This window comes from Erwinia plantamica (genome assembly GCF_043420595.1).
Lineage (GTDB): Bacteria > Pseudomonadota > Gammaproteobacteria > Enterobacterales > Enterobacteriaceae > Erwinia > Erwinia aeris.
The window spans coordinates 1-465 of the sequence record NZ_JBGCUC010000078.1 but is presented as its reverse complement, the minus strand read 5'-3'; the positions used below and the strand labels follow the sequence as shown (position 1 = coordinate 465).

At 39.1% G+C, this 465-nt stretch carries 1 protein-coding gene; it reads left to right on the top strand.

Annotated elements, in window-relative coordinates; all coding sequences use genetic code 11:
- A partial coding sequence (locus AB3U87_RS22150; RefSeq protein WP_394150570.1) for a hypothetical protein occupies window positions 1-465 on the top strand: 465 nt, incomplete at both ends.

Sequence of the window (465 nt, the reverse complement as noted above, 5' to 3'; positions counted from 1 at the left end):
GTATGGCTTCTGCTTTAAAAATAGATTTTCCGGTGGCAACGACAATCGAGTGGTCATTACAGGTTTATAAAAATGGGGTTTTGGCTTTTGCTTCTGACTTTCCTGATCCTGTATTAATTGACAAAACACAGGTTTTTCCACTTACTTTATTATCAATGGGATATACACGCAAAGGACCCAAAGGTGCGCAATGCTTTTCATGGAACAGCAAAACCAATACCTTAGAGAATAGATGGTTATACACAGACAGAGCCCTGACCTGGACTTTAAGCCCTGTTTCAAGAAAAGATAATGCAATTTATTTGAATACTCTTGAAAATGGCGAGCAGATTATTATTGGTAAAGACTGGGACAACGGTAAGCAGGTTGCCGAAATTCGTCTGCCGAAAACTTATAAAATAAATACATGCGGGCAATTTATCTATCCGCTTAGAAATGGTGATCTTGTTGTAAGCGGCGCGTTTG